Source organism: Streptomyces sp. NPDC059861 (assembly GCF_042731435.1).
Classification (GTDB): Bacteria; Actinomycetota; Actinomycetes; order Streptomycetales; family Streptomycetaceae; genus Streptomyces.
Genome location: NZ_JBHWJQ010000041.1, coordinates 71,645 through 79,030, shown reverse-complemented (window position 1 = coordinate 79,030; position 7,386 = coordinate 71,645). Strand labels below are relative to the sequence as shown.

Below are 7,386 nucleotides of genomic sequence, written 5' to 3'. Positions count from 1 at the left end.
GCCGACGGCCGGGCGCCGGGCACCGTGGCGGTCGGCTCGGGGACGCGTCCGCGAGGAGGAGGACTCGCGGACGCCGCCAGGGGGCGTGCGGCTCCCGGAGGCCGTCGCGTCCGCCAGGTGAGGACGTGCGGATGTCGCCGCGGGAACCGTGGCGGTCCGTTTCCCGGGGCGGCATCCGCGGGGGCGGACGGGCGTCACGCCGCCGTACGTCGCTGAAGGCGCCGTCAGGTCCGTGCTCGCCCTGCGGTCGTCGGCGGACGGTCAGCGGTCCGCTGCCGGTACCGCCCGTTCCAGGGCGCGGAGGAACGAACCCGCCGTCGCCCGGTCCCGTACCGCCAGCCGCAGCCACTCCTCCCCGAGTCCGGGGAAGGTGTCCCCGCGCCGGACCGCGAAGCCCAGGTCGCGCAGCCGTCGGCGTACGGCGGCGGCCCCGGGCAGCCGGACGAGGACGAAGGGGCCCTCGGCCGGTGTCACGGCCCGGAGGCCGGGGATGCGCGACAGCCCCGCCACGAGGTGGGCCCGGTCGGCGGCGACACGGTGGGCGGCGTGGGCCGCCTCCGCCAGGGCCTGGGGCGCCACGCACGCCTCCGCGGCGGCCAGCGCGGGGGTGGAGACGGGCCACAGCGGCTGGGCGCGTTCGAGGTCCGCGACGGTCTCCGGGGACGCCAGGACGTACCCGATGCGCAGCCCGGCCAGGCCCCACGTCTTCGTCAGGCTCCGCAGCACGACCAGCCCGGGGACGTCCGTCCGTCCGGCCAGCGCCTCCCGCTCGCCGGGCACCGCGTCCATGAACGCCTCGTCCACGACCAGCGTCCGCCCCGGACGCGCCAGCCGGGCGACGGCCTCGGCCGGGTGCAGCACCGACGTCGGGTTGGTCGGGTTGCCGATCACCACCAGGTCGGCGTCCTCCGGAACGGCCGCCGGATCCAGCCGGAAGCCGTCCGCCTCGCGCAGCAGCACCCGGTCGACGGTGTGCCCCGCGTCCCGCAGCGCCGCCTCCGGCTCGGTGAACTGAGGGTGCACCACGACCGGGTGGCGTACCTTCAGCGCCCGCGCCAGCAGCACGAACGCCTCGGCGGCCCCCGCCGTCAGCAGCACCCGTTCCACCCCGACCCCGTGCCGCGCCGCCACCGCGGCCCGCGCGCGGCGCCCGTCCGGATAGGCGGCGAGCCCGGCCAGCGAGCCGGCGATCATCTCCCGCAGCCAGATCGGGGGCGTGTCCGCGCGGACGTTGACGGCGAGGTCGACGAGTGCCTCGCCGTCGTCGCGGACCTCGGCGTCGCCGTGATGCCGCAGGTCGTGCCCGTCAGTGGGCATGGGAGTGCGCGCCGTGGTGATGGTGCCCGTGGTGGTGGCCGTCGTCGTCGGGGTGGAAGTGCGGCTGCTGCGGCAGGCCCACCTTGTCCTCGAATCCGGGCAGCGCGGTCCGGTACACGCAGGTGTCGCAGTTCATCCGCAGATCGCCCTTGACGGCCTCCTCGTACCGCTCCATCACCAGGTCGAGCAGTTCCGGCTCCGGGCCGATGACGTCCGCCGAGCGCACCTCGACCTCCGGGTGGGCGGCCGCCCAGCCCTCCGTCTGCGACCGCACCCGGTCCGGGAGGATGCCGGTGAACAGGAAGTAGGGCAGTACCACGATCCGCCGCGCCCCGAGCCGCACGCACCGGTCAAGGCCGCTCGGCACGTCCGGCGCGGCCAGCGACACGAACGCCGTCTCCACCCCGGCGTATCCGCGCCCCTCCCACAGCAGTCGCGCCGCCTTGTGCACCTCGGCGTTGGCGTCCGGGTCGGTCGATCCGCGCCCGACCAGCAGCACGGTCACGTCGGCACAGTCCCCGGGCGTACGCCCCTCGGTGCCCAGCGCCTCGTCCAGCCGCCGCTCCAGCACCGTCAGCAGCCCCGGGTGCGGGCCCAGCGGGCGGCCGTAGGCGTAGGAGATCCCGGGGTGCCGCTCCTTCTCGCGGGCCAGCGCGGCGGGGATGTCACCCTTGGCGTGCCCGGCGGACACCAGCATCAGCGGGACGGCGGCGAAACGGCGTACGCCCCGCTCCACCAGCTCGGTGACGGCCTCGCCCAGCGGCGGCGGGGACAACTCGATGAAGCCGCCCGCGACGGGCAGTTCGGGGTGGCGGCGCCCCAGCTCCCGTACGAAGTCGCGGAACGCCTCGGCTCCGGCGTCGTCCCGGGTGCCATGGCCGGCGATGAGCAGGGCGGGCGGCGGGGTGGTCACGGTTTCTCCTCGTACGAAGTGGGGTGGTACAGCAGGGCGTTGAGGGCGGCCGCGGCGACCGCCGAACCGCCCTTCTCGGACACGTTGCTCACGGCGGGCAGTCCGCTCTCCCGCAGCGCCGCCTTGGACTCGGCGGCGCCGACGAAACCGACCGGCAGCCCGATCACCAGCGCCGGGTCCGCGTTCAGCGTCAGCAGTTCCTCCAGCGCGGTCGGGGCACAGCCGACCACCCAGATCGCGCCGGGGCCGACGTCCTCGTACGCCAGCCGCACGGCGTGCGCCGAACGCGTCAGCCCCGGCCCGGAACGGGCGTCCTCGAGCCGGCAGACGGTGTCGCGCCGGGTGATGCCGGCGGCGACCATCTCGACGTCCACGACGACGGGGGCACCGGAGTGCAGCGCGCGGTACGCCCCCTGAAGGTCCCGCTCGGCCATGACGAGGTCGGCCGCGTAGTCGAGGTCGGCGGCGGAGTGGATCACCCGCTCCACCACCGCCCGGGTGAGCGGCGGGAAGTGCGAGGTGTCCAGCCGGGTGCGCAGCCGCCGGAACGACTCCTGTTCGATGGGGTGCACCACACGGTTCACCGGGCCTCCTCCTGCTGCCAGCGGTAGCCGCGCGGCGTCACCATACGCCCCGCGATCTCCCGGGTGGCCGTGTTGCCCACGGTCACGACCGTCATCATGTCGACCGTCGCCGGATCGAGTGCGGCGAGGGTGGTCAGTCGGCCGGACTCGTCCGGCCGGGAGGCGTTGCGTACGACGCCGACGGGCGTCGTGGGCGCGCGGTGCCCCGCGAGGATCGCCAGCGCCTTGGGCAGCTGCCAGTCGCGGCCCCGGCTGCGGGGGTTGTAGAACGTCACGACGATGTCCGCCTCGGCGGCCGCCCGCACCCGCCGCTCGATGACCTCCCACGGCGTGTGCAGGTCGGACAGGCTGATCGAGACGTGGTCGTGCCCGAGCGGCGCCCCGAGGATCGCGCCGGCCGCGAGCGCGGCGGTCACTCCGGGGACGCCGACCACGTCGATGTCGTCCGAGGCCTCGGCCAGCGCCGGGGACGCCATGGCGTACACGCCCGCGTCACCGCTGCCGATCAGCGCGACGGCGTGCCCCTTGCGCGCCTCCTCGACCGCCGTCCGGGCCCGCTCCTCCTCCGCGCCCAGCCCCGACTCCAGGACCCGGGTGCCGGGGCGCAGCAGATCGCGGATCTGGTCGACGTACTGGTCGAGGCCGACGAGCACGGACGCGCGGCGCAGCTCCGCCTCGGCGCGCGGGGTGAGCAGATCGCGGGCCCCGGGCCCGAGCCCGACCACCGCGAGCCGGCCGCGCCCGGGCCGACGTACGACCGCGCAGGTCGCCATCGCCGACTTCCGCTTGGGGACGAGGAGTTCACCCCCGCCGAGCAGCGCCGAGGCCTCCGCGACGGACGGGGTGCCGACAGCGGCCAGGGGGGCGTCGGACGGGTTGGGGACCTCCACGGCCGCCAGCCGCTCCGCGGAGTAGGTCACGAGGGGGACGCCCAGCCGCTCGGCGGCGGCGACGAGCCCGGGCTCCCCGGCCTTGGCGTCGACGGTGACGAGTTCGGCGATGCTGAGAGGGGACAGACGGGCCTCCCGCAGGGCGCCCTCGACCAGCGTGAGCACCTCGTCGACGGGGGCTCCCTTCGACGCGCCGACACCGACGACGAGGGACGGCGGACGCAGGACGACCTCGTCCGCCGCGGGCTCCACGACACGGTCGGTGACCCGGACGGAACACATCACGCCGGCCCCGTCCGCCCCGCTTGCCGCGCCCGTGTCGTCCGCCGACACCGGCAGCGCGGGCAGCGGCCACGCCAACTCGGCTCGCAGGGCCACCGGTTCGCCGTCGAGGAGCGCCCGGGACACCGTGGCCACGGCACCCTCCACGGGCAGGCCCAAGGTGTCCAGGCCGGCCAGCCCGACGGAGTCCGTCGCCGTGGTGATCACCGGTTCGGCGCCCAGCAACCCGCCCACCTCGCGGGCGAGTTCGTTGGCGCCGCCGCCGTGCCCGCCCACCAGGGACACCGCGAACCTGCCGCCCTCGTCGACGCACACCACCCCGGGGTCGGACGCCTTGTCACCCAGCAGCGGCGCGACGAGCCGCACCACGGCGCCCGTGGCCAGGAAGCAGACCAGCTGCTCGCACTCCACGAACGCGGCCCGCACGGCGTCCCCCACGGGACCCCCGTACACCCGTGTCCGGTCCGGCCATGCCGCGGCCAGCCGGTCCCGCGCCGCCGCTCCCGCCGCCGTGGCGGAGATGAGGCCGATCACTGAGCAACTCCTTCGGTACGAGCCGGAGGCCGGACGCCCCACAGCAGGAAGACCGGGTTGGTGGCCGCGAGACGGCTCACCTCACCCGGCAGCGGCGCGAGCCGTGACGACTGCAACAGCACCCCGTCACAGGTGAACCCCGCCCCGGTGAGCGCCTCGCGCACCCCCGGCACCCGGTCCAGCGCGGCCAGGGCGACGACCACCGTCCGCCGCGCCCGTCGCGCGCACTCCGCGACCAGGGCGTGCAGCTCACGCCCTCCGCCCCCGACGAACACCGCGTCGGGGTCGTCCAGCCCCGCCAGCACCCCGGGCGCGGCACCGTGCACCACGCGTACGTCGACGCCGTGCGCCCAGGCGTTGGCCCGGATCCGCCGCGCACCGTCCGCCGCCTTCTCGACGGCGACGACGGCGGCGCCCAGCCGCGCGCACTCGACGGCCACGGACCCGGACCCCGCCCCGACGTCCCAGACCAGATCACCGAGGCGCGGTCCGAGCCGGGCCAGCGCCAGCGCCCGCACCTCGAACTTGGTGATCATCGAGTCCCGGTACGTGAACTCGCCCTCGTCCAGCGCCCATCCGGCCGGTCCCCCGGCCGGGCCCGCGACGGTACGCACGGTGCCGAGCGCCCGACGCTCGTCCAGACACAGCACGACACTCACCGCCGATCCCCAGTCGCGGTCCGCCGCCTCGGCGGGCGTCACCCGCTCCACCCGTTCGCGCGCCGGGTCACCCAGCGCGGAGGCGACCACGAGCACACGGTCGCTGTCCAGCAGCGCCGCACCCAGCTCCGCCGGACCGGACCCAGGCCCGGTCAGCACGGCGACCTTCGGCCGCGCCCGGCACACGTTCACCGCCGTGCGCAGCTCCCGCCCGTGCGCGGAGACCACCACCGCGTCGTCCCAGGGCAGTCCGGCCCTCGCGAACGCGGCGGCGACGGACGAGACACCCGCCCGCACCTGGAGCCGCTCCGTCCCGAACCGTTCGGCGAGCGCCCGCACGATCCCGAAGAACCCGGGATCCCCCGACGCCAGCACCACGACCTGCCGGTCCTTCGCGACGTACTCCTCGATGGTGTCGAGGGCCGGCGCCAGCGGGCCGAGCACGACCCGCTCGGCCGCCTCGGGCAGGCGCACGGCCTCCAGATGGCGCCGCCCGCCGACGACCAGTTCGGCGCCGGCGGCCACGTCGTCGGGCGACGGCGTCCCGGTGCCCGTGCCGACGACCTTGATCACGTGCTCGCACCCCGTTCGCGCAGGGCCCGGCGGGCCTCGGGGTCGGCCTTGCGGAAGCCGTGGAAGTGGCCCGGGTGGTAGAGGTGCGAGCGGGTGCCGTGCGCGTCGAGGGCCGGGCCGACCAGGAAGAGGGTGTGCTTCCAGAGCCTGTGCTCCTTCACCGTCTCCTCCAGCGTCCCGATCGTGCACTTCACGACCAGCTCCTCCGGCCAGGTCGCCTGGTACGCGACGACGACCGGGGTGGTCGTCGGATAGCCGCCCTCCAGCAGCTCGCGCACCAACTGCCCGCTGCGGGCCGCCGACAGGAAGATCGCCATGGTGGTGCCGTGCCGGGCGAACTCCCGCACCTCCTCACCGGGCGGCATCGGCGTCTTGCCGCCACCGAGCCGGGTGAGCACGACGGACTGCGCGACCTCCGGGATCGTCAGCTCCCGCCCGGCGATCGCGGCGACCGCGGAGAACGAGGAGACGCCCGGCACGATCTCGGTCGCGATGCCGAGCGCGGCACACCGGTCGACCTGCTCCTGCGTACCGCCCCACAGGGCCGGGTCGCCGGAGTGGATGCGGGCCACCCGCAGACCCGAGGTGCGCGCCCGCTCGTACACGGCCACGACGTCCTCCAGCGACATCGCCGCCGAGTCGAGGATCTCGGCGCCCTCGCGGGCGTGTTCGAGGACCTCCGCCTGGACCAGGCTCGCGGCCCAGATCACGACGTCGGCCTCGGCGATGGCGCGCGCGGCACGGAACGTCAGCAGATCGGCGGCGCCGGGGCCGGCACCGACGAAGGTCACCTTGCCGGTGGGGGCTTCGGCCATGGGTTCGAGTCCTCTCGTACGGAAGTCAACGCGCGTGCGGTCCGATGTGCACGACCGCGGGCAGATCGGATAGCAAGGGCACATGGCGGTGTTCGTCGCGCTGGGCGCGTTCCTGATGACGCTGGCGGGTGGCTGGACGGCGCAGCGCGTCACGGACCGCCGTCACCTCGTGCTGGGCCTGGCGGGCGGCCTGATGCTGGGCGTGGTCGGCATGGACCTGCTGCCCGAGGCACTCGCGGCGGCGGACACCGACGTGCACGGCGTGCCGGCCGCCCTGCTCCTGTTCGTGGCCGGCTTCCTGCTGGCCCACGGGGTGGAACGCCTGCTGGCGGCGCGCCGCGCGGCGCACGGCGCCGACGAGCACGAGCGCACCCCCGAGGTGGGCCTGACGGCCGCCGGCGCGATGGTCGCGCACAGCGCCATGGACGGCGTGGCGATCGGCGCCGCCTTCCAGATCGGCGAGGGCATGGGCCTGGCGGTCGCGCTCGCGGTGATCGCCCACGACTTCGCGGACGGCTTCAACACCTTCACCCTCACCACCCTGTACGGCAACGCCCGCCGCCGGGCGATGGCGATGCTGTTCGCGGACGCCGTGGCGCCCGTCCTGGGCGCGGCGAGCACACTGCTGGTGACCATCCCGCAGCCCGTGCTCGGCGGCTATCTCGGCCTGTTCGGCGGGGCACTGCTCTATCTGGCCGCGGCCGAGATCCTCCCCGAGGCCCACCACAAGCACGCCGCCGGCCCGACCCTGCTGTGCACGATCGGGGGAGCGGCGTTCATCTGGATGGTGGTGGGCATCGCCGAATGAGCGGGGGAGCG

Annotated in this window: 7 protein-coding genes; 1 reads left to right on the top strand and 6 read right to left on the bottom strand. The window is 75.4% G+C overall.

What is annotated here, in order from left to right:
- Positions 1-261 precede the first annotated feature (261 nt).
- Genes cobC through cobM form a run of 6 tightly spaced genes read right to left on the bottom strand, consistent with a single transcriptional unit; the run spans position 262 to position 6,567 of the window.
- Complete coding sequence (gene cobC / locus ACFV6X_RS29535; RefSeq protein ID WP_385388522.1) at positions 262-1,317, bottom strand: Rv2231c family pyridoxal phosphate-dependent protein CobC; 1,056 nt, start codon at positions 1,315-1,317, stop codon at positions 262-264.
- Positions 1,307-2,230, bottom strand: coding sequence for a sirohydrochlorin chelatase (locus ACFV6X_RS29530; RefSeq protein WP_385388519.1), 924 nt, complete (start codon positions 2,228-2,230; stop codon positions 1,307-1,309). Before ACFV6X_RS29530 ends, cobC begins: the two co-directional genes overlap by 11 nt.
- Entirely contained in the window at positions 2,227-2,814 is a 588-nt protein-coding gene (locus ACFV6X_RS29525; RefSeq protein ID WP_385388516.1) for a precorrin-8X methylmutase, read from the bottom strand. Before ACFV6X_RS29525 ends, ACFV6X_RS29530 begins: the two co-directional genes overlap by 4 nt.
- The gene (gene cobJ / locus ACFV6X_RS29520; RefSeq protein ID WP_385388513.1) at positions 2,811-4,520 is read right to left on the bottom strand and encodes a precorrin-3B C(17)-methyltransferase; all 1,710 of its coding nucleotides are present in this window, start codon (positions 4,518-4,520) and stop codon (positions 2,811-2,813) included. Before cobJ ends, ACFV6X_RS29525 begins: the two co-directional genes overlap by 4 nt.
- Positions 4,517-5,752 (bottom strand): precorrin-6y C5,15-methyltransferase (decarboxylating) subunit CbiE, encoded by a 1,236-nt coding sequence (cbiE, locus tag ACFV6X_RS29515; RefSeq protein ID WP_385388510.1) that lies wholly within the window; start codon positions 5,750-5,752, stop codon positions 4,517-4,519. The genes cobJ and cbiE overlap by 4 nt, the downstream gene beginning before the upstream one ends.
- Positions 5,749-6,567 carry a precorrin-4 C(11)-methyltransferase gene (cobM, locus tag ACFV6X_RS29510; protein WP_385388507.1) on the bottom strand — a complete coding sequence of 273 codons (819 nt, stop codon included), beginning with the start codon at positions 6,565-6,567 and terminating at the stop codon, positions 5,749-5,751. The genes cbiE and cobM overlap by 4 nt, the downstream gene beginning before the upstream one ends.
- Before the next feature lie 82 nt (positions 6,568-6,649).
- Here cobM and ACFV6X_RS29505 point away from each other — a divergent pair, with 82 nt between their 5' ends.
- Positions 6,650-7,375, top strand: a complete 726-nt coding sequence (locus ACFV6X_RS29505) for a ZIP family metal transporter (protein ID WP_385388505.1) — start codon at positions 6,650-6,652, stop codon at positions 7,373-7,375.
- Positions 7,376-7,386 lie beyond the last annotated feature (11 nt).